17 protein-coding genes are annotated in these 19,822 nt (G+C 72.2%); 5 read left to right on the forward strand and 12 right to left on the reverse strand.

Features of this window, described 5'->3' with window-relative positions; translation table 11 throughout:
• Nucleotides 1-29 precede the first annotated feature (29 nt).
• Both CP967_RS04540 and CP967_RS04545 read left to right on the forward strand, forming a co-directional pair.
• Nucleotides 30-566: a DoxX family protein gene (locus CP967_RS04540; protein ID WP_150486692.1), complete on the forward strand. Its 537-nt coding sequence runs from the start codon at nt 30-32 to the stop codon at nt 564-566.
• Nucleotides 547-1,284: a YoaK family protein gene (locus CP967_RS04545; RefSeq protein ID WP_150486693.1), complete on the forward strand. Its 738-nt coding sequence runs from the start codon at nt 547-549 to the stop codon at nt 1,282-1,284. Before CP967_RS04540 ends, CP967_RS04545 begins: the two co-directional genes overlap by 20 nt.
• A gap of 204 nt (nt 1,285-1,488) precedes the next feature.
• On the opposite strand, the gene CP967_RS04550 is transcribed toward CP967_RS04545, so the two are convergent.
• The 3 genes from CP967_RS04550 to CP967_RS04560 form a co-directional block, all read right to left on the reverse strand.
• Nucleotides 1,489-1,965: a (2Fe-2S)-binding protein gene (locus CP967_RS04550; RefSeq protein ID WP_150486694.1), complete on the reverse strand. Its 477-nt coding sequence runs from the start codon at nt 1,963-1,965 to the stop codon at nt 1,489-1,491.
• 15 nt (nt 1,966-1,980) lie between these two features.
• Nucleotides 1,981-4,329, reverse strand: a complete 2,349-nt coding sequence (locus CP967_RS04555) for a molybdopterin cofactor-binding domain-containing protein (RefSeq protein ID WP_150486695.1) — start codon at nt 4,327-4,329, stop codon at nt 1,981-1,983.
• Between the two features lie 222 nt (nt 4,330-4,551).
• Nucleotides 4,552-5,775 (reverse strand): oxygenase MpaB family protein, encoded by a 1,224-nt coding sequence (locus tag CP967_RS04560; RefSeq protein WP_150486696.1) that lies wholly within the window; start codon nt 5,773-5,775, stop codon nt 4,552-4,554.
• A gap of 407 nt (nt 5,776-6,182) precedes the next feature.
• Between CP967_RS04560 and CP967_RS04565 the strand changes: the two genes are divergently transcribed.
• On the forward strand, nt 6,183-6,857 hold the full coding sequence (locus tag CP967_RS04565; RefSeq protein WP_483030201.1) for a lytic polysaccharide monooxygenase auxiliary activity family 9 protein: 675 nt from the start codon (nt 6,183-6,185) through the stop codon (nt 6,855-6,857).
• Nucleotides 6,858-7,263: 406 nt separating this feature from the next.
• On the opposite strand, the gene CP967_RS04570 is transcribed toward CP967_RS04565, so the two are convergent.
• On the reverse strand, nt 7,264-8,793 hold the full coding sequence (locus CP967_RS04570) for a glycosyltransferase family 39 protein (protein ID WP_150486697.1): 1,530 nt from the start codon (nt 8,791-8,793) through the stop codon (nt 7,264-7,266).
• Between the two features lie 128 nt (nt 8,794-8,921).
• Between CP967_RS04570 and CP967_RS04575 the strand changes: the two genes are divergently transcribed.
• A complete protein-coding gene (locus CP967_RS04575) occupies nt 8,922-9,602 on the forward strand; it encodes a response regulator transcription factor (protein WP_150486698.1) in 681 nt (226 codons plus the stop codon).
• On the forward strand, nt 9,589-11,103 hold the full coding sequence (locus CP967_RS04580) for a sensor histidine kinase (RefSeq protein WP_150486699.1): 1,515 nt from the start codon (nt 9,589-9,591) through the stop codon (nt 11,101-11,103). Before CP967_RS04575 ends, CP967_RS04580 begins: the two co-directional genes overlap by 14 nt.
• A 199-nt stretch (nt 11,104-11,302) precedes the next feature.
• On the opposite strand, the gene CP967_RS04585 is transcribed toward CP967_RS04580, so the two are convergent.
• The 8 genes from CP967_RS04585 to CP967_RS04625 all read right to left on the reverse strand — a co-directional run bounded on the left by CP967_RS04585 (nt 11,303) and on the right by CP967_RS04625 (nt 19,774).
• Nucleotides 11,303-11,947 carry a DUF1707 SHOCT-like domain-containing protein gene (locus CP967_RS04585; RefSeq protein ID WP_150486700.1) on the reverse strand — a complete coding sequence of 215 codons (645 nt, stop codon included), beginning with the start codon at nt 11,945-11,947 and terminating at the stop codon, nt 11,303-11,305.
• Between the two features lie 141 nt (nt 11,948-12,088).
• Nucleotides 12,089-12,865, reverse strand: coding sequence for an NADase-type glycan-binding domain-containing protein (locus tag CP967_RS04590; RefSeq protein WP_150491701.1), 777 nt, complete (start codon nt 12,863-12,865; stop codon nt 12,089-12,091).
• 1,108 nt (nt 12,866-13,973) lie between these two features.
• Nucleotides 13,974-14,537, reverse strand: coding sequence for a phage tail protein (locus tag CP967_RS04600; RefSeq protein WP_150486701.1), 564 nt, complete (start codon nt 14,535-14,537; stop codon nt 13,974-13,976).
• Nucleotides 14,534-16,495: a putative baseplate assembly protein gene (locus CP967_RS04605; protein WP_150486702.1), complete on the reverse strand. Its 1,962-nt coding sequence runs from the start codon at nt 16,493-16,495 to the stop codon at nt 14,534-14,536. Before CP967_RS04605 ends, CP967_RS04600 begins: the two co-directional genes overlap by 4 nt.
• Complete coding sequence (locus CP967_RS04610; protein WP_150486703.1) at nt 16,495-16,920, reverse strand: GPW/gp25 family protein; 426 nt, start codon at nt 16,918-16,920, stop codon at nt 16,495-16,497. Before CP967_RS04610 ends, CP967_RS04605 begins: the two co-directional genes overlap by 1 nt.
• Entirely contained in the window at nt 16,917-17,234 is a 318-nt protein-coding gene (locus CP967_RS04615; protein ID WP_150486704.1) for a PAAR domain-containing protein, read from the reverse strand. Before CP967_RS04615 ends, CP967_RS04610 begins: the two co-directional genes overlap by 4 nt.
• A gap of 57 nt (nt 17,235-17,291) precedes the next feature.
• Nucleotides 17,292-19,055 (reverse strand): VgrG-related protein, encoded by a 1,764-nt coding sequence (locus CP967_RS04620; protein WP_150486705.1) that lies wholly within the window; start codon nt 19,053-19,055, stop codon nt 17,292-17,294.
• The gene (locus tag CP967_RS04625) at nt 19,052-19,774 is read right to left on the reverse strand and encodes a CIS tube protein (protein WP_150486706.1); all 723 of its coding nucleotides are present in this window, start codon (nt 19,772-19,774) and stop codon (nt 19,052-19,054) included. Before CP967_RS04625 ends, CP967_RS04620 begins: the two co-directional genes overlap by 4 nt.
• Nucleotides 19,775-19,822 lie beyond the last annotated feature (48 nt).

The raw sequence follows: 19,822 nt of genomic DNA on the forward strand, positions 1-19,822 counted from the left end.
CAACGGACGTCAGGGACGGGCACAGCGCGATGGACAGCGGACTGTTGGTCCTCCGGCTGGTGGTGGGGCTCCTCATCGCCGGGCACGGAGTGCAGAAGGTCAGTCACCGGCTGGGAGGCGACGGCCTGGCCGGCGGAACCGAGGAGTTCCGCCGGGACGGCTTCCGCGGCGGAAGGCTCACCGCTCTCGCCGCGGGCGGCAGCCAGATCGGTGCCGGCCTGTTCCTGGCGGCCGGCCTCCTCACCCCCCTGGCAGCCATGGCCGCCATGGGAGTGATGACGGTGGCCGGCACCGTCAAGTGGCACAAGGGGCTGTGGGTGCAGAACGACGGCTACGAGTACCCGCTGGTGCTCGTCGCCGCCTCTGCGGCCGTGGCCCTCACCGGCCCGGGACGCTGGTCCCTCGACCACCTCCTCGGGCAGGCCCCCTGGCCGCTGTGGGTCTCGGTATCGGCGATCGGTATCGGCCCGGTCAGCGGACTGCTCACCCGCACGTTGCTGAACGGTCCCGCGATGAACGACGGGACGACGAAGGAAAGGACGCGACATGCGAAGGCTGCTGACTGACGCCGCCCACACATTCGTCCCCCCGAAGGACGACAGGCACGGCCCGCTGCCGCCTCTGATGCTTGTGCTGACGGTGGTGACCGGCCTCATCGATGCCGTGAGCTATCTGGCTCTCGGGCGGGTCTTCGTCGCCAACATGACCGGCAACGTGGTCTTCCTGGGCTTCGCCCTGGCGGGCGCGCCCGGCCTGTCCGTAGCGGCGTCCCTCGTCTCGATGGGGTCCTTCCTCGTCGGAGCACTGGCGGGAGGGCGGTTCGGCACCCGGTTCGCCGCACACCGGGGCCGGCTGCTGGCCACGGCCACCGCCCTCCAGGCCGTACTGGTCGCCGGGTCGGTGGGCGCGCTGGTCCTCGCACACGGCGAGGTGACCGGCCCGGCCCGCTACACCTTGATCGTGCTGCTCGGCATCGCCATGGGCATGCAGAACGCCGTCGCACGACGTCTCGGGGTCCCGGACCTGACCACCACCGTCCTGACCCTCACCCTGACGGGACTGGCCGCGGACTCCTCCCCTGCCGGCGGGCCCACCCCCCGGCCCGGCCGGCGCGTTCTTTCCGTGCTCGCCATGTTCCTCGGAGCCCTTGCCGGAGCCCTGCTCCTGGGGCACGCCGAACTCCTCCACATCCTCGTTCTCGTCCTGCTCCTGCTCGTCGCCGTCTCGGTGGCCGCCTACCGCCTGTCGGCCTCCGGCCCCGCCTGGACCAGGCCCGCCGGGTGAAGCTCCCGGCCGGCTCGGTTCGGGCGCCACTCGCGGTGCGTGTCCTTCGCGCGCCGTGGACCGCACAGCGTGAGGTCTTACCCGTCCCGGCGATCCTCGAAGTCAACCGCCGGCAGCGGCTCTCCGGCGTCCGTGCGTGGAGCGAGCCGCAGGGCGAACCGAGGGGGGCGAACAGGGGAGGGCGAGCCGGGGGAGCCTTCGCCGTCACATCTTCCTGGCACCGGCCCTGATGGCTTCACGGATACGGACGTAGGTGCCGCAGCGGCAGATGTTGCGGATGCCGTCGAGGTCGGTGTCGGTGATCTCCCGGCCTTCCTCCGCGGCTCGGCGCACGAGGGCGACGGCCGCCATGATCTGGCCGGGCTGGCAGTAGCCGCACTGGGCGACGTCCTGGTCGAGCCACGCCTGTTGCATGGGGTGCAGGTCTGCGCCCACCGTGCCCGGAAGCCCTTCGATCGTCGTGACTTCGTCGGCCGGGTCCAGGTCCCCTACGGAAATCGCGCAGGGATTGACCGCCCTGCCGTTGAGATGGCTGGTACACGCTTTACAGACGTTGATGCCACAGCCGTACTTGGGGCCGGTGACACCCAGGACGTCGCGCAGCACCCACAGCAGCCGCACGTCACCGGCGATGTCGACGGTCACCTGCTCACCGTTGAGGCGGAATGTGTGTTCGGGCACGGGGGGCTCCTCGTATCAGAAGGCGTGGTCCAGACCGTCGGTCGGGGACTGGGGAACGGGCGGGACGGCCGGCTTGGGGTCGAAGGAGAGCGTGCCGTGGTTGATGGGAAAGGTGGTGGGCATCTTTCCGGTCGCGCGGCCGTACGCGCAGGCGACCGCGGCCATGGACGCGGCGACGCCCAGCTCTCCCGCGCCGCCGGGCTTGCCCGTGGTGTCCGGCATGATGATGACGTCCAGCTCGGGTGGCGTGTTCCACTGCCGGGTGTAGAAGTAGTTGTCCCAGCTGGCTTCCAGGAAGTACCCGTCGCGCAGATGCAGGCTCGAGGTCAGGGCGAGCGCGATGCCGTCCATGGCGCAGCCCATCATCTGCGCCTCCAGTCCGCGGGGGTTGACGGTGAGGCCGGCGTCCACCGCGATGACGACCTTGGTGACGCGCGGTCCTGCGACGCCGTCGCGGATCGGCCGGCTGACCGTCTCGGGCCGGCAGTCGATCTCCACCAGGACCGCGCTGACGGAGTGGTATTCGGAGTGCAGCGCGATGCCCTGCGCCGTGCCGTCGGGCATGGGCCGGCCCCAGCGTCCCGCATCGGCGGCCTTCTCCAGAACCGCGATCGACCGGTCGTCCTTGAGGAAGTCGCGCCGGAGGCGGTACGGGTCCCTTCCCGTCTTCGACGCCAGTCTGTCGATGACGAGTTCCCGGGCGCACGTGACGTCGGGAGAGTAGACGTTGCGCATGCTGCCGGTGTTGAAGCTCTTGTCGGTCTCGTTCAGGAGCCGGCTGTTGACGCCGAAGTCGTACGGCATCGACTGGGAGAGCTGGAAGAACGTCTCGGAGAACCCGAGGCCGGCCACGGGGAGTTTCGCCGCCAGGGCGGTGAAGATCTCTCCGAAACCGTGGCTGAGGTCGGTGGCCACGCTGGTGTGGCGTTGCCGGTAGCTGAGGACGGTGTTCCCGGCGTAGGCGATGCGGACGCGTGAGGTGGCCATGGGGTGGGTGCGCCCCTGGCGGGAGTCGTCAGCCCGGTGCCACATGAGTTTGACCGGTTTGCCGATCTTCTCGGAGATCTCGACGGCTTCCAGGGCCGCGTCGAAGAAGAGCTTGCGTCCGAAGGATCCGCCGCCTTCGGTGACGTGCACCGTCACCGCGTCCAGCGGCAGTCCGAGTCCGGCCGCGATCGTCTCCTTCGCGACGATGGGCGCCTTGAGACTGGACCAGACCTCGGCACGGTCGGACCGCACGTCGGCGATGGCGCAGTTGGTCTCCAGCGCGCTGTTGCTGCGGAAGTGGAAGGTGAACCTGCCCTCCACGCTCGGGGTCAGCGGCAAGGACCCCAGGGGAAGCTCCGCGCTCGCCAGTTCCTTCAGTACGGACTCGTCGGACTTGCCCTGCGCGCTGCCGGGCTTCCACGACACGCGGAGGGCGCGTACGGCGTCGATGCACTGGCCGAAGGTCCGGGCCCGCACGGCCACGCCCGTCGTGATCACAGCGATGTCGGTGACACCCGGCATGGCCCGGACCTCATCGGCGTTGGCGACCGACCCGACCCTTCCGTTGATCGTCGGTGGACGGCACACCATGGTGGGGGCGGCGCCCGGAACGGTGAGGTCCATCGCGAACTTCTTGCGTCCGGTGACCGCGTCGAGGGCGTCGATGCGGCGCTGCGGAGTGCCGATGACCGTGAACCGGCTGGACGGCTTGAGTTCGGTGCTGACCTGCCGCGTCCGCAGGGCTGCGGCCCTCTCGGCCAGCTCGCCGATGCCGATGCTCCTGCCCGAAGGACCGGTGACCACGCCCGCTCTGATGCCGACTTCGGTGAGCGCGGCCCCGAGGACGGCCGCCGCGGCCTCCAGCAGCCGCCCGCGCGCGATGGCGGCGGCGACCCGGACGGGGGTGTAGGTCGCAACGGTCGTGTTGGACCCGCCGGTGAGCTGGTTGAACACGAGTTCCGGCCGTGCGTCGGCCAGGGTGACCCGTACCTTGTCGAGGGGCACGTCCATTTCCTCGGCGATCAGCATGGCCGTCGAGGTGGTGATGCCCTGCCCCACCTCTGCCCGCGGCAACGCTAAGGACACCGTGCCGTCCGTGTGGACCCGGACCGTGATCAGGCCGGAGGTCGGCAGGGCCGCCAAGGTCATGACGTCGTTGAGGTCGATCAGTTCCGTGATGTCGGGCGAGGGCACGTCAGCCCTGGCCTGTCCGGCCGGTACGAGTTCGGCGGCAGTCACCAAGGTCGGTGCTGCCAGGACGAACCCCAGAAACCGGCGCCTCTCGAAGGCGCGGGTCGTGGCGGGCTGCTGAGCCGCGACGTCATCACCGTGCACCGGCTCTCTCCTCTCCCTCGTGCCTTTCAGCAGGCAGCACATGGCCGGGCGACCGGGCGTCCGGGTGGCCGGCGGAGGACTCGTCCCGGCGTTCCGGTCCGGCGCGTTCCTGTCCGGCGCGTTCCGGTCCGGCGCGTTCTTGTCGATGGCTGCGTGGTGCGGATCGGCTCCGACTGTGGTGGTGGGGGCTGCCAGGGGCGGCGGAAGGTGCCGCCCCTGGCAGGGGTGGTGGCTCGGTGCACCGGCGGTGGATGCCCGAGCCGTTCAGAGCGGCCGGTTGACGTCCGGGATGTCGATCGCGATGGGACGGCCTTCGGAGAGGAAGAGCAGGACGAACTTGCGAATCGCTTCCTCCAGCGTCCACAGGACAGCCGGGACCGCGGGCAGGGGGACCAGACCCTCACGGAAGGCGACCAGCAGCGGCCACGCGGACGCTATCAGCTTCTCCAGGACCGGCTGCTTGGACAGGCCGATCATGTCGCCGATGTCGCTGCCCAGCGTGTAGCGGGTGAACGCGCTGATCAGAGGGCGCGTCAGACCGGCGTCCAGTTCGGCCACTATGCCGAGGAGGACGTTGGTCAGCGCCTCCCCCTCGGGGCTGTGCGCGAGGATTGGGTCGAGGACCTGCTTGGACTGGGCGTAGGCCGCGTCCCAGGTGGCGGGGATGTACTCGTCACTGACACCGAGCATGTGCGCACTCACCTGCCACACGTGCAGGTACGCCTCCGAGTCGGCGGCGTTGATCCGGACCCCCCACTCTTTCATCCTGCGCATGACAAATGTGGCCAGGCTGTGCCAGGTGACCATGATGTCGGCCTGGCTGATCGGGATCGTCTGGCCGCCGCTCGTCCCGGACCAGCCGGGCGACTGCGGCAGCAGGTGGCGCACGGCGGCGTGCACCATGCGGGTCTTCACGGCCGTCACGGTCATCGAGCCCTGGGGCAGGTAGGCGTCCAGGTCCCCGATGTCGTAACCGAGCCGCGCGGTCTTGGCGATGCGGTCCTTCATGTCGGCACCGCCCTTGGAGTAGTAGACGGCGCGCGCCTCCCTGGGGATGGCCGTGCTCATCAGGCCGCTGCCGAGGCCGTACAGAGCCCCGACGTAGATGCCTTTGGTCTTGCTGAACCGGGCGGCACGGTCGAGTTTCGCCCTGTCGGCCCAGGACGGCATCTGACGGGCGTGCTCCATGAACTCCTTGAGGTCTCCCGGAAGTCCGGCGGGCAGCGCCTGGTCGTTCCGGGTCCACCGTTTCAGCAGTGTGTTGACCCTGGCCACGTCGCCGCGCTCGATCACCGCGGCGAGTACCGGATCGGCTTCCTCGTCCCACACCCATTCCGGGTCGAGGCCCTTTCCCGTACCCGCGATCGACGCGCTCGGGGCCCACGTCCACAGGGGCCGCGCGCCGGCAGGCGAAGCCGCCCCCAGCGCTCCCACGACCCCCAGGGCCCCGCCCGCCATCAGCATCTTGCGCCTACCGAGTCCCTCCATAGCCCTGACTCCTCCTTGAGTCCTTCAGCGCTGCGGTCTACGGCTTGGTACAATGAAACAACTTCTGCGTCTTTGTGTCTCCAGGGGAGCACAGTCGAAGTGAGAACGCCAGAGCCCTCGCGAAATCAGGAGACGCCTTCGGGATCAGGAGGCGCCGGGAGAACCCGTCGCGCCGGGCCCCGCGGAGCCTTCCGCCGCCCGGCGGGATGTACGCACGCTTCCGCACCGGCGCAGGATCCCCACCGCCGGCGCCACCGCCGCCGAGAGTCGGCTCCCGGCTCCCGGCAGATTCCCTGGTCGCCGTCGGCCTTGCGGTCAACTCCGTTTGTTTCATTGACATTTCACTTGGAAGTCGTACCGTTGGGAGCGCTCCCATAACAGTCTTGCAACTGGAAGGAGTTCCCCCCATGCGCAAACAGAATCCGTTGGCCGGGCGTTCGCGGTCGTTCCTCCGCAGGCCCCTCCAGGCACTCGTCATGCTGTTCGCCCTGATCGCCGGCGCACTGACCTGGTCGGCCCCCGCCCAGGCCCACGGCACCATCGTCGAGCCCGCTTCCCGCGCCTACCAGTGCTGGAAGACCTGGGGCAGCAACCACACGAACCCGGCCATGCAGACCCAGGACCCCATGTGCTGGCAGGCCTTCCAGGCCAACGCCGACACCATGTGGAACTGGATGAGCGCGCTCCGCGACGGACTCGGCGGTCAGTTCCAGGCCCGGACCCCCGACGGGACGCTCTGCAGCAACAACCTCTCGCGGAACGCCAGCCTGGACAAGCCCGGACAGTGGAAGACCACCACCGTCGGCAACAACTTCTCGGTCCACCTGCGCGACCAGGCGTCCCACGGTGCCGACTACTTCAAGGTCTACGTGAGCAAGCAGGGCTTCAACCCCACGACCCAGACCCTGGGCTGGGGCAACCTCGACTTCATCACGCAGACCGGCAGCTACGCCCCGGCACAGGACATCACGTTCCCCGTCCAGACCTCCGGCTACTCCGGACACCACGTCCTGTTCGTGATCTGGCAGGCCTCGCACCTCGACCAGGCCTACATGTGGTGCAGCGACGTGAACTTCGGCTGAGCCGGGGAGCACCGCACGCACCGGCCTCGGCCGGGCGCCGGTGACCCGCCGCCCGGCCGGCCGAGCCCCGTCGGGGCAGGGGACCCATGCGGTCGTCCTGTCCCGACGGGGCTTCCCGTGCTCCTGATGCCGTGACCGGAAACCTTTGCCGGGCCGTTCGCCGTGCTGGATGGCAGGGCGGCGTCCGGCTGGGGCTCACGGTGATGTGCCTGTGGGTGCACCGGCGTTCCTTGAGCTCGGTGGCGGTGACGCCCGGGACGGAGTCCGGCGCGGCACCAGGACCGCCTGGCGGAAGGTGCCCAGGGTCCGTGACCCGCGCGGGGTGTCGGGACGGCGACGCCGCGCGGCCGGGGTCCGGCTTCCGGGCCGGACGACGTGACGGCGGTGGTGCCGGTACCGGCAGCGGTCACCTCGTCGTCCCACCGCTCGTTCCCGGGCCGTCGGGTCCGGTACCGGTCTTCGGGGACGGGGCGCGGCCCCGGACGTAGACGGTGACGCGCGCTCCGTTCACACGGGTTGTTCCGTACTCGTGGAAGTGGCGCCGCAGGGTGCTCGTCTTCGCTTCCTCCCGCGGGTCGGCCGACGGGTGCGCACCTGCCGCGCGGACCGCGACGATCCGGTCGAACTCCAGCATGCGCGCGGCGATTTCCCGGGCGGGAAGCTCGATGCCCGCAAGTGTGTGCGACGAAACGGGATCCTGTGCCAGGGCGAGGTCTGTCAGGGAGCGGGTGTCCTCGGGATCGGCCCCGGTCAGGATCCGGTGCCGGCCGGAGAGATAGAGCAGCCCGTCGCCGGGACGGCCTTCCTCGCGTACGGTGGCGCCGATGGCGGTGACGTCGTCGCTTCGGCTCTGGGGAGTCCTCAGCGACATGCTCGGCGGGACGAGGGCGGCCAGCACGGCCACCGCCGCGGTCCACGTGAGAAGGGGAGAGCGCCGCCGCCGGTGGAGGTGGTCCAGCAAAGCACCCAGCAGCAAGGCCGCTCCGATATTGCTGTAGACCACGTACCGGTCGACGAAAAGAGGCTTGACCAGGGAGGCGAGCAGCAGCAGGAGCCCCGGGAGCACAAGAATCGGCACAGCCAGCGCGGAAAGCCGCACGGGCCGCCGCACCTCCAGGGGTACTCGGGCACACACCAGGCCCAGGACCGCCACGACCAGGAAATAGTGGAGCCGCACCGGCCCCTCGATCCAGGACACCTGCTCCGACTGCCCCGCGCTCCGGACCGCCAGCGGCAGCAGCCCGGCCACCACACACGCGGCGGCCGCACCCCAGGCCCTCAGTACCGGTCGCGGAACACGGGAGACGGCCAGTGTGACGCCGTGGGCGACCAGGGCGAGGACGGCGAACTCGTGGAGCAGACAGGCCAGCAGCATGGTGGCGCCGTAGACCGCCCACCGCCGGCGGGCGCGGTGCGGGACGCCGGCCACGAGCGCGTAGGTGGCCCAGGTGACCAGGGCGCAGACCATGGCGTACGAGCGGCCTTCCTGCGCGTACTTCTGTACCTGGGGAAGGAGCGGGAACACCAGCCCGGCCAGCAGTCCGGCGCGGGGCCCCGCCAGGCGCAGTCCCAGGAGCCCGATGCCGCTCGCCGCCACGGACATGGCAAGCACGGACGGCATCCGCAACGTCAGCAGCCCGCCGCCGAAGAGTCCGTACATCCCGTGCATCACGGTGTAGTAGAGGGCGTGGACCAGATCGACGTGCCGGGCGGTGAGCCATATCTGCGAAAGGTCGCGGTGCGCGAGCTGATGGGTGACGGACTCGTCCCCCCACATGGTGTCCTCCCTGCGGATGCCCCAGAGCCCCAGCACGAGGGTCAGCGCCAAGGGGGCGAGGACGACGACGGCCCGGGCCGGGCCCGGGGAGCGCCGATGGGCGGGCACGGGAGGGGGAACCGTCCTGAGTACGGCGGGGGCACGTTCGTCAACGGGCATCGGCGGCAGGGCCTTTCAGCAGCGGCGAAGAGACTCCGCCAGCGTGCCCGGACCTCGTTGACCGGTTGCTGACCCGACCTGACCGGCCGATCAGGAAGCCGGGCCGGCGCTGTGCGAGGCTGCACCACATGCGCATCCTGGTGGTCGAAGACGAGGTGGACCTCGCCCGCACCCTGCACACCGGTCTGACCGCCGAGGGGTACAGCGTCGACCTCGCCCATGACGGCCGGCAGGGGCTGTGGATGGCCCGGACCGGCGAATACGCCCTTGTGGTACTGGATCTGATGCTGCCCGGACTCAACGGCTACAAGGTCTGCGCCCAGCTGCGCCGGGAGAACAACGCGACCCCCATCCTGGTGCTCACCGCCAAGGACGGGGAGTGGGACCAGGCAGAGGCGCTGGACACGGGGGCCGACGACTACCTGGTCAAACCCTTCTCCTACGTGGTGCTCGTCGCACGGCTGCGGGCCCTGGTCAGACGGGCCGCCACGGCCGCCCCGCCCGTCCTCGCCGTGGGCGACCTCTCGTTGGACGTCGCCGGCCGGGTCTGCCGCCGGGCCGGGGCCCGGGTGGAACTCACGCCCAGGGAGTTCGCCGTGCTGGAACTGCTGGCCCGCAGAGCGGGCCAGGCGGTCTCCAAAACGGATCTGCTCTATCACGCGTGGCCCGACGAAGCACAGGATCCCAATCTGGTGGAGGCGCGCGTCAGCGCCCTCCGCAAGAAGGTGGATGCCGCGTTCCACCGGCAGTCCCTGCAGACCGTACGGGGCACCGGCTACCGATTGGTGGACGACCGTGAACGCGACTGAACCGCGACGCCTCTGGTGGCCGCGTTCGGTACGAGCCCGCACCGCCCTGGCCACCGCGGCAGCCTCCGCCGTGATCCTGGCCGGCACCGGCTGGTGGGTACACCGCGACGTCTACCACGAGAGCTCGCGGATCGCCGAAGGGCAGGCGCAGGAACGGCTCCTGGCTCTCGTCGACCAGTTGGAGGACGGTGTGGTCCCCGTTCGCCGGAGCACTGTGCCGTACGAGGTCGTCGCGACCGGCCGCCGTGCCGCTGTCGCCTACGGCGGAGGCATGGAGGAGTTCGGTCCCGGCGCCCGCCATGTGCTGCCCGCCCCGCCGAAGGCCGTGTTGCCCGCTCCCCCACCGGACGACGGGACGGGCTGGGGCTACGCGACCCGCCCCATGCGCATACCGGCGCGCCCCGGCGCCGAGCCCGGGGACCTGTTCGGCGAGGACGGCGGGACCTACCCGGTCATGTACGACGATGTCAGGGCCGATGAGCTGAGCAGCGACAGAGTGGCCGCTCTGGGCATCGCCTCCGACGCCCAGCTGCGGGTCTACGTGGTGGTGCTCCCGCACGCGGCCGAGGACATCGCCGGGGCGATCACCGAGGCCACCGACCGCCGTCTGCTGCGGGCCGGGCTCGTCGGCCTCGTACTGATCGCCGCCGTCACCTACTTCGCCGTCCGTATCGCGCTGCGACCGGTCGAGGCCATCCGCGTCCTCACCGCCTCGGTCACCCCGAGCGATCCTCGCGAACGTGTCACCGTCCCCGCCACGGGACACGAGATCACCGCCCTGGCCACCACCATCAACACCACCCTCCAGCGCCTCGACAACGCCGCCGCCCGGCAACGCCGCTTCGTCGCGGACGCCGCCCACGAACTGCGCAGCCCCCTCACCACCCTGCTGGCCAGCCTGGAGGTCGCGCTCGCCTATCCGGAGCGCACCGACTGGCCCGCCGCGGTCACCACCGCCGCCCGGCAGACCCGCCGGCTCCAGGCCCTCACCGAAGACCTGCTGCTCCTCGCCCGCCTCGACACCCGCGCCCCCGCGGCCGGACCCGAAACCGTCGACCTGGCAGCCCTCGCCTCCCGGCTGACCGAGCAGTACCCGCTCACCGAAAGGCCGTTGACCCTCACCTGCGACAGCACCGCCCCCGCACACGTGCACGGGAACCCCGGCGCATACGAACGGCTGCTGCGCAACCTCATCGACAACGCCGCCCGCCACGCCGCACACCGCATCCAGGTCACGGTCCAGAACCAGGACACCTGGGTCGTCCTCACGGTGCACGACGACGGACCGGGCGTGCCCGCCGAGGACGCCGAGCGCGTCTTCGAACGCTTCGTCCGGCTCGACGACGCCCGTTCCCGCGACCACGGCGGCACCGGCCTGGGCCTCGCCATCGCCCGTGACCTGGCCCACCGCAACCGGGGCACCCTCACCCTCGTCCCACAGACCCTCGGAGCTTGCTTCCGGCTACGCCTCCCCCGAGCCCTCGCCCCGGCCGGGAGCTGACGCACTCCACCACGGCAGCGCCCCGTGCACCGGCCCCGTGCCGTGCCGGCTCGCCGGGACCGGACGCCCCGGACCGGCGCCGGCGCCCGCGGACGGGGGCCGCGATCCGCACTGGGCGGTACCCGGGGAAGGGTCCGGGCCCCGAGGGGCCCAGGTGCGGGTACACCTCCGGCGCGTACCGCGCTGATACGCCGTCCGGTCAGGCCTGCGCCGGGTTGTCCCGCAGTTTGCGGCGTTCCCAGCGGTTGGGGTGGCGGACGACGACACCGCCCATGCCGCCGGTGCCGGTGAGACGGATCAGCGGGGTCCCCGGGGACCGGTCGGTGGTGGTCCTGTCCTTCAGGCCGCCGACGCCCGGGTCCATGCCGCCGGTCTCCACGGCCCAGGAGTCGGGGAGGACGATCGTGACGCCGGCCATCTCTCCGTACGCCTCCACCAGGACCTCCGCGAAACGGCACTCTGCCCGGGTGAAATCGATCTTCACCCCGCCCATGCCTCCGTGCGCGATCACGTGCCCCGGGACCTCCCAGCGCCCGGGGCCCCGGGACGTGCCGTGCATACCGCCCTTGAGCAGCAGGGGCGGCAGGTCCTTCGAAGGCTGGGCGCCGGGCAGGTCCGCCGGGAGCCGGGCGCCGGGCAGATCGGCGGTCAGGGCGGCCAGTTCGGCATAGGTCTTGGAGGTGAGCGCCTGCCCCACCCGCGTGTCCAGCTCGTCGAGGTCGATGCGCCCCTCCGCCGCCGCGTCGCGTAGCTGTTCCACCACCGCGTCCCGGTCGTCGTGCGAGGCGCGGAGCTGTGCCGAGGGGGCGGGCCGGGAAGCCGGCTCGGGAAGCGGGGAGGTCATGCCGTCAGGATAACCAGCCGCCAAGGACGCTTGCACGGGGCCGGGTTGGGCCGGAAAGCTCATGTCTTCCCGGCCCGGCCCGGCCCGGCGGCCGTGCGTGAGGGGGGTGCCGCCGTCGTCGTTGCCGGTCCCGGTGCCGCGTCAGGTGCGCTTGAAGTACGCGATCTCGCCGACGGCGATCGGCCGCCCGTCGCCCTCGCCGGCGGCCTCCCGCAGGACGATCCGGACGGAGACGACGTCGCTGATGCCCATCCGTACCGTCTGGGGGCCCGGTTTGTCGCTGAGTTTCATGGTCTGCTCGTGGGTCTTGCCGTCCTCGGTCGTGATGAGCAGTTCGGCCCGGGTGGGCCTGGCGCCCTGCCGGAACTTCTCGGGTTTCGCCGAGACCCCGGGGCGGACGGTGACACCGACCAGCCGGAACGGCTTGTCGAAGGCCGCGGTCAGCGAGGCGCCGGTACCGGGCGCTCCCCAGTAGGTGTTGGAGAGACCGTCCACGGCGTCATCCGCGGGGTGCCCGGGGGTGACGGCGCTCGCGGTGACGTTCTCCGGGCCGATCTCCGCCGTGCCGCCGAGCTTGTCGCGCACGTCCTCGAAGACGAAGCGCCCGGCCGGTACGAGGAGGAAGCCCGCGACCAGGACGCCCACGACCACCAGGGCCAGCAGGCTTCCCCGCAGCAGACGCCCCGAGCCCGCCCGCACCCTGCGCCGGGCGAAGGGCCACCTGGTACGCCACCAGGGCAGCGCCTCCGCCTGCGGGCGGGGCTTGAGCGGAGCCGCGCAGCGGCGGCAGAAGGTGCGCTCCGGCCCGTTCGGGGCACCGCATGCCGGGCAGGGCGGACCGGCCGGCTCGTCGTCCGCCGCCACGGGCCGGACGACAGGACGCGGGGCGACCGGAACGGCGGGCCGTACGGCGCCCACGGGTTCCTCCTCCGCCTGCGGACGCGGTCGTACCGGTCCGGGCGGCGCCGGACGTACGGGAGCGGGCGGCGCCGGCCGTACGGGGGCAGGCCTGGCCGGGCCCGGGTCGCGGGCCGGAGGGGGCGCCTGTTCCGGCGTCCCCCGGGACGCGGCGGGGCCGGATGTACCGGACGCGCCCAGCCTGTTCGGCGTCCCGCCCGCCGGTTCGGTCCGGGGGGCAGAACCCGGCGCGGGCGGGGTGCCGGGGGCCTGAGGCGGTGCGGTGCGGATCACCCTGGAGGCCGGGGCCCCGGAGCCCCTGGCGGAACCGGAAGCGGAGGTCCCTGCTCGTTCGGGGCGGGCGGGTGGACCGGCCGGTTCCGGCTGCCCGGTCTCGGGCGGGGTGGTACCGGCTCCGGCGGCGGGCGTCCCCGCCGGAGGGGCCGGGGGCCGGGGTGGAGTACCCGTGCCCGGAGCAGGCGGAGAGGCCACCGCCGGAACGGGGGCCGGGGGGTGCGCGCCGGGGGCCGGGGCATGGATGTCCGGGGCCGGTGAAGGTGGCGGTGACGGTGGCTCGCCGGACTCCGGGGCCGAGGGCCCGTTCGGGGTCGGGGCCGGGGCCGGAGGCGGAACGGGACGCGCCCCGGAATCCGAAGCGGAACCCGTGCCCGGAGCGGAACCCGTGCCCGGAGCGGATCCCGGGTCCGGGGCTGAACCCGCACCCGGAGCGGGCCCCGTGGCCGGGGTGGAAGCCGTACCCCCGCCTGTGGCCGATCCCGTGCCCGGAGCGGATCCCGCGCCCGGGGCTGAACCCGCCCCCGGAGCGGGAGCCGTGGCCGCGCCCGGGGCGGCGGATGTGCCCGAGTCGGGCCGTGCGGAGGCCGGTTCCCCGGGCCGGGGGCCGCCGGTGTCCGCGGCCGGACCGTCGTCCTCCGCCACCGGCCCGTCGGGCCCGCTGCCGGGCTCCTCCGCCGTCGCCTCCGACAGAGATGACGAGGCATCAGGTATGGGGGCGGGAACTGCCGGTGCCGGCCTGGCCGAGGACCAGCCCAGGTAGGTGCCGCAGCTGACGCAGAAGTCCTCGTCCTCGCCGTTGGCGGCGCCGCATGCCGGACATGAGCGCGTCACGTCAGTCTCCTGTCTCGTCCGGTGTGCCCGGCAGGATCTCCACCCGGCAGGTGAGGTGGGCGGGGCACGAGGCCCGGACGACGCCCAGGACGCGGGCCGCGTCCACCGGGCCGCCGTCCAGTGCCCGGACCCGTACCAGCAGTTCTCCGGTCGGGGCCGGGGGGAGTTCGGCTCCCGGCTCCGAGGACCAGGCGGCGCCGCCGCCGTCCTGGATGTCGGCCTCCACGCCGAAGCAGAGCCGGAGGTGTTCGGTGAGACCGCGGCGGGTCCCGCGCCACCGGTGGAGTTCGACGGCGCGGGCGACGACGGCCCTCTGCAGTTCCACCGGCCATGCGGCGTCGGCGTCGGCCCCCACCCAGGACGACAGCCAGGGCAGGAAGTCGTCCGGGGTCAACGCGGGCTCGAAGTAGGCCGGGAGGTTGTCGAGGGTGGACAGGACGGGCGCCAGGACGGTGTCGAGGCCCGCGGTGAACCGCTGGGCGAGGTCGTCGTCGGCGTACAGCGCGGGCAGCAGCCCGCCGATCGGGTACCGGCTGGGGAGGCCGGGGACCGCGGCCCTGGTCATGCGCCCTCCCCCGGCCCGCCCGCGGTGACGACGACCTGGTGCTGGTGGGAGAAGACCAGCGCGCTCGCCGCGACGTCGATCCTCTCCGCCGCCGCTCCCCTGCGTCCGGTGATGGGGTCGGCGGGGAACAGCCGGACCTCCTCCACCAGGCCGACCCCGCGCACGTTCTGCAGTACGGCGAACACCTCGCCGTACTGCACCGGCCTGCCGAAGGGCCAGCCCGTTCCGTCCGCACCGCCGTGCAGCGGGTCGATGTGGCGGAACAGGGCGTCGAGCGCCTCCGCGCGGACGCGGTCCACGTCGCCGTCGGCCGCCACCAGTCTGGCGACCACGGTGACGCCCTGGTAGGCGGGCGGTTCCACGACCAGCCGGGTGCCGACCAGCCGCCGTTCGTCGAGCCGTTCGGCGACCGTCGCCAGTACCTGGTCGGGCGGGATCAGCTGCTCGAACCGCAGCCGGCCGCCCGGGTCGGCGACCGCGTCGGGTACCACCAGGACCCGCACCGCGCCGCCTTCACCGGCGACGGCGGGCAGGCAGCGGACCCTGCGCAGCGAGGGCGCGGCCTCGCGGGCGATGACCTCGTAGTCCCCGGCCGTGACCGCCCGCTCCTGGACCCGGAGGATGTGGGGGGCGCGCGCCTTGGCGTTCTCGACGCTCTCGCCGTCCACCCCTCCGCGGGCCGCCTCCCGGTTGTCGACGCCGGCGACGTACGGCACCGAGCTGCGCAGGACGCGGATGGCGCCGCGGGCGACGTTCCCGGCGGCCCCGCCGCCCGTCCGGTAGCGGGGGACGCGGAGCTGGGCGCCCTTGGGGGGTACCGCCCCGTAGGCGCGCATCGTTCCGTCCGCCTCGCGCACCTCCGGCGGGAAGGCGAACTCGCCGGTGACCGCGTCGATCAGCACGTGCCGGTCGTCCGGGGACGAGGCCCCGAAGTGTTCCACCGGGGTCCAGTCCTGCCAGCCCTGGGCGGAGGACGTCTGGACGACCGGCGGCTCCCCGTCGAGCAGGATCGGCACCCGGCGTACGGAGAACGTCTGCCCGGCGACCCCTTCGGAGACGCCGAGCGGCACGTCGTGGACGGTCTCGGCGTGTTCGACGCCGGCGGTGCCTCCGACGGTGAACACCTCGGCCTCCCGGATCGTCGGCGACTCCGAGTAGAAGGGCTGGCCCGGTTCGGGCGCGGTGACCCGGCAGCGCAGCCACCCGGCCCGGATCCCGGCCGTCACCGATTCCGTGTGCCCGGCGGGTACGAACACGGTCACCTCGCCGGGCCTGTTCAGCCCGCCGGTGCTGTCGGTCCCGGTCAGGCAGGGCACCCAGCGGGCGCCGTCCCACGCCTCCCACACCAGCGGCGGCTGGCGGGGGTCGACGCCGATGCCTTCCACCCTGCTGTCGAGGCGTACGGCGACGATGCACCGGGGTACGGCGGTGGGCAGCCCGAACATCAGGGCGTCACCCGGTTCCGGCCTGGACTGGAAGCAGGGGATGTCCTTGCCCGCGCCGAGGGGCGCGGTGCGGTCGGTCCGGTCGCCGGACGCGGGCGCGGTGACCAGGCCGGCCAGGGAGCTCGGCACGATCGCCAGGTCCTCGGAGGTCGAGAAGACCACCGCCTCCTCGGTCTCGCCGCGGGCGGTGGCGACCTCCGTGCCGGCCGGGAGGAGCACGGTGTCCGGCTGCGGGGCGGACAGCCAGAAGTCGACGTCGGCGCGGGCGACCGTGGGCGGGAACAGCCGGACGCCCAGCAGGTCGAGGAAGGCCGCGTAGTTCCTGTCCGGTACCCGGTTCAGCCGGTACAGGAGCTGGTCGACCATGTAGGCGAACGTCTCGATGAGGGTGACCCCGGGGTCCGAGACGTTGTGGTCGGTCCATTCGGGGGCGCGCTGCTGGACGTAGCGCTTGGCCTCGTCGACGAGTTGCTGGAAGCGCCGGTCGTCCAGGTTGGGTGAGGGCAGGGCCATCAGTGCGCCTCCGCTTCTTCGGAACCGCCGGAGGAGGGGATGGTGTAGAAGGGGAAGACGAGGTTGCGCAGGTCGTTGGTGGACCGCACGGTGTAGTGCACGTCGATGTAGAGGGTCCCCTCCTCCACGGTGTCGAAGGCGACGACCACGTCCCGCACCTCGATGCGCGGTTCCCAGCGTTCGAGCGAGGTGCGCACCTCGTGGGCGATGCGCCCCGCGGTGGACCCGTCTCCGGGCGCGAAGACGTAGTCGTGGATGCCGCAGCCGAACTCGGGCCGCATGGGCCGCTCCCCCGGCGCGGTGCCGAGCACCAGGCCGATGGCCTCCTCGATCTCCTGGTCCCGCCCGACCAGGCCGATGCCGCCCGTGGCGCCGACCCGCAGCGGGAAGCCCCAGCCGCGGCCGATGAATCCGCCGTCGCTCACAGCGGGCCTCCGATCAGGACGTTCGGCGCACCGCTCACGATGCGGGCGCCGCAGGTGGTGGAGTCGCCCATGCGGGCGGCGGGCAGCCCTCCGATCAGCACCACGCCGGACACCGCGGCGGCCGGGGAGGGAAGGACGAGGTTCCCCGGTCCGAGTGCGGCGTGCGGGGGGAGGGCACAGACGTGCAGGCTGCCGGTGACGGCGGCGGGCCGGCCGCCGATCAGCACGGTGGCGACGGCCACCGCACCCGGCGGCGGGGTGCCGATGAGTCCTCCGTGGAGGGTGGAGTCGCCCGTGCGGGCTGCGGGGGGCATGGCTGCTGCTCTCCTTGCTGGGTGAGGGACGTGTGCCGTCTCCGGCGCGGTCGGGGGTCAGTTGATCCGGATGAGCTTGGCCTTGAGGACGGCGAGCAGTCCGCCGTCCACGGTGACTCCGGTCTTGCCGTTGACGGTCACCGAGGCCCCCTTCACCTCCACGTTCCCCGTACCGGCGTCGAGCGTGATCCCGGACCGGCCCAGGGACAGGGAGCTCAGCACCCGGGAGGTGCCGCGGGCGAACACCTTCAGCGCGATCTCGCCCCGCCGCTCGTCCAGGGTGACCTCCAGTTGCCTGTCGCCGGTGGCGAGCCGTACGCCGGACGGACCGCGCGGGGTGTCCAGGAGTTCGATCCGGTTGCCGGAACGGGAGACCAGCGAACGGCGGTTGACCTTGCCGCTGGTGGCGTCGACCAGGGGCACGTCGTGGGGTGACGGCTTGTCGACGCCGTTGTACAGGCCGCCCAGCACGTAGGGGCTGTCCAGCAGTCCCTGCTCGAAGCCGACGAGCACCTCGTCGTTGACCTCGGGGCTGAACACCCCGCCGCCGCCCTGGCCGCCCCACTGCACCGTACGGACCCAGTCGGTCACATAGGTGTCGTCGAGCCAGGGGAACTTGAGCCGGACCCAGCCGCGTTCGTCCTTGCCCTCCCGGATGTCGGTGACCACTCCGATCGCGAGTCCCGGCACGCGGGGGCCGCGTGCGGGCGCCTCCCCGCCGGTGAGCCCGGTGAGGGAGCGGTCGGGGGCGGCGCTGACGAGGACGGTCGTGCGGTAGCCGCCGTGGGGGTCCAGGACGTGGTGGGCGGCGGTCGCCGTGTAGCGTCCGGCGAAGGCGGGGCCGACGTTGCCGAGGGCGACGGGTTCCCCGGCCCGCAGCCGGGGGTTGCCCTCGGCGACCGCCTCGATCTCCCCGAAGCCCGAGCTGACCTGCGCGGCCACCGCCCCGGCGACCGCGCCGGCCTCGGCCTGGGAGCGGTAGGGGGTGTCGGCGACCGTCATCCGGGCCTGCGCGCCGAACGCCCCGGCGGCGGTGGACGGGCTCATCCCGGGGACCACGGTGGTGCTGCGGACGGACTGCTCGCGGGCCACCAGACGTGTCTTGGTCTCGACGTCCCAGCCGCGCACCTCGACGCTGCCCGCGCCGTCCGCACCGGTCAGCACGGCCCTCAGGGCCAGCAGGTTGCGTCCGTACTCCAGCACCATCGGATGCCGGGTGGCGGAGGTGGAGGGGGACGGCGCCGATGCGGCGGGCTTCGGCTTCACGAACTGCAGCAGGCCGTTCTCGTCCACCCGTACGTGCGCGCCGCTCTCACCCGCGAGGTACTGGAGGAACTCCCAGTCCGAGACGTTGGGCTGGGTGAGCTGCTTGTACATGACGGGAGCCGCTTCGACCTTCCCGCAGGCGAGGCCGGCGCCGGCGGCGACCTTGCGGACGATGTCGGCGGCCTTCATGTTGCGGAAGGCCACCACCTTCCGTCCGCGCTGCAACCGGTGGGCCTTGGAGAAGGCCCGCACGACGGTGAACGAGCCGGTGGTGTCGCTGTCGAGTTCGAGGGCGGTGACCTCACCGGTGAACAGCCGCTCACGCGCCCGTTCCTGGACGGTCACCACCGAGATCTTCAGCGGGGTGCCGATGGTGATCCCGGTGGCGGTGAGCAGGGTGTGGTAGGGGTCCCGGTACGTCAGTACGGCGGTGTCCGGGAGGCCGACGTTCTCGTCGACCGCGCAGCTCACCAGCTGGGCCGCCCATGCCTGGGGGAGCTCTCCGGGGGCCTCGACGATCGGGTCGGCGGCGAAGGAACGGGCGGGTGCGGTCACCGGTTGCCCTCCGGGGCGTGTTCGTCCAGTGCGGGTATGAGGAGTTCGCGGCCCGGGGCCAGGTGCATGGGGTCGTCGATGTCGTTGGCCTCGGCGATCGTGCGCCACGCGGTGGCGTCACCGTATTCGCGCCAGGCGAGCAGGGGCAGGCTGTCCCCCGCGACCACCCGGTGGGTACGGCGTGCTTCCCGGGACCCGGACGTGGGGTTCTGGCCGGCCGGGTCGACGCTCGCCTCCTCGATCGAGAGGGAGCAGGTGGCGCGCAGCGGCTTCCCGTCGACGTCGAACAGCGTGTACGAGACGGAGAGGCTGGTCAGTACGCCGTCGAACGACGTCGTCTTGGACGTCCCCCAGTCGAAGCGCACCCAGGGGCTCGACGGCTTCTTGCGGCCGAGGCTGCTCGGGGTGGGCACACAGGCCGTCATCAGCTGTTCGACGGCTTTCTCCACCGAGTCGTCGTGGGTGGCGGTGGCGTCCAGGAAGACATCCAGGGACAGCGACCGGGGCCCGCTGCCGACGAATTCCGGCAGCGCGGACTCGCCGGCCGTCCGGGAGGGGGTGCGCCGCCACTCGGTGCTCTTGGACAGGGAGAGGGTCGCCGGGTTGAACTGCAACGTCAGCTGGGCGAGGGTGCCGGCCGGTTTGGCGCCCACGTCGGCCGGCGGTTCCATGATGGTCAGCTGGGCACGGGCCCGACTCGTGCGGGCAGCTCCTGGCATGGTGTCCCTCCTTCCCTTTCCACTCTGTCATCGGTTGCTGCGTACGGA

The sequence above is a fragment of the Streptomyces nitrosporeus genome, from assembly GCF_008704555.1.
In the GTDB taxonomy this organism is placed as follows: domain Bacteria; phylum Actinomycetota; class Actinomycetes; order Streptomycetales; family Streptomycetaceae; genus Streptomyces; species Streptomyces nitrosporeus.